Source organism: Sporichthyaceae bacterium (assembly GCA_036493475.1).
Taxonomy (GTDB): Bacteria; Actinomycetota; Actinomycetes; order Sporichthyales; family Sporichthyaceae; genus DASQPJ01.
Map to the genome: position 1 here is coordinate 1 of DASXPS010000192.1, position 1,583 is coordinate 1,583.

Sequence of the window (1,583 nt, forward strand, 5' to 3'; positions counted from 1 at the left end):
AGTGCGGCCTGAGAGCTCTCTGAACTGCAGTGGAATGAAGTTTTGCCATTCTGCCCCATGAACGCAGTGGCCCCACGTAGCGTCCCCCCAATACCAGTAACTTAAGCTCGTCTCCTGATGTTGATCAGGTCGGGTGGTGGCTGGATGAGGTGCCGGTCGATGCGTTTCTTGGTCGGGAACGGGGTGCGGCGGGTTTGGCGTACGACGCGCGGGTTGTGTCGGCGGCGGCGTTTGTTGAGCCGTTCGAGCAGCTCAGCGGCTGCCTCGCGCAGGGCGCGGCGTAGTCGGGAGGGGGGAAAGCCCCGCCTGGTCGGTGACCTGGCGGCGGGCGGCGCGCACTGCGCGGGTGAACGAGATCCGGTCGGGGTCGATGCCCGCGTCGCGGGCGCTGATGTGGATGAGGTCGCGGATCGCGTGGTGGACCAGCAGGATTCCCCAGATCTCCTGCTCGACCCCATCGGGATCTCGGGAGCGTAGGACCGGTCGGGACTGGAGCTGGTGGGTCTTGATCTCGTCGAATACCGACTCGATCTCCCAGCGCTGCGCGTAGGCGGCGGCAAGATCTTGCGCCGGCGCCAGCGTGGGGTCGAGGATCGTGGTGACCAGGCGGTAGACCTCGCCGGCCTTGTGCGGATGCACCGACTCGCTGGCCGCCAGGGTGTACTCGATGACGCGCACAATGATCCGCTGGCCGCGTCCGCGGGTACCGGGCGCGGCCAGATGCGACAGGTAGGAGCCCTCGTCCAGTTCGGTGACCACGGGCAGGCGGGTGTCGGACTTGGCCCGCCACAACAGATCCGCCCCGGTCGCCGCGGCGGCACCCCACAGCTGATGGCCCAGGAAGTTACGGTCGGCCAGCACCAGCATCCCCGGGCCGATCTTGGCCAGCAACCGGCGGAACAGGTCCTGTTCCCCGGTGGTGATCCCGGCCAACGCGGCGGCGAACACCGCATGCGTGCCGCACTCAGCCAGCGCGACCACCCGGACCTGAGGAAACGCACCCTTGCCCTGATCGTTGGACGGTTTCCCGAACCGGGCGGTGTTACCCGCCTCGTCCGGGGCATCGAAGCTGGTCCCGTCCACGGCCACCAGCCGCCACGACCGATAGAACGCCCCCCGCGACGTCCGGGGCCGCGACCGGCACGCACACCCGGTCGAACAACGCCGCCAGCACAGCCGGACCCAGCCGAGCGCGCGCCTTGGAGATCGCCGGCGACGACGGCACCTGCCACGTCCCACCCCACCGCGTGGTCCAGGCCAACCCCGCCACGAGCTGGCGCATCACCTCCTCGTAACCCTCGGAGGCGAACAACGCCAACGCCATCACGTAATACACGACCAACCGCGCCGGCAACAACCGCGACCGCTGCTCAGTACGCCCCTGACCAGCCACAACCTCATCCACCACCTGCGGCGGGAACGAGCGAGTCAACACCCCGACCCCGACCCGATCCGTCAACCGATCACCCGACCGCGACCTCACCTGACCAGCTCTGGGCACACCCGAACCCTACCGGATCATGATCTAAGTTACCGGTATTGCCTCTCAGCCGCACCGAGGCGCGGATGTCCACTGACTCGCA

At 67.9% G+C, this 1,583-nt stretch carries 1 pseudogene; it reads right to left on the bottom strand.

Going from position 1 to position 1,583, the window contains the following annotated elements:
- Window positions 1-252 precede the first annotated feature (252 nt).
- A pseudogene (locus tag VGJ14_18625) lies at window positions 253-1,501 on the bottom strand (IS4 family transposase).
- Window positions 1,502-1,583: the final 82 nt, after the last annotated feature.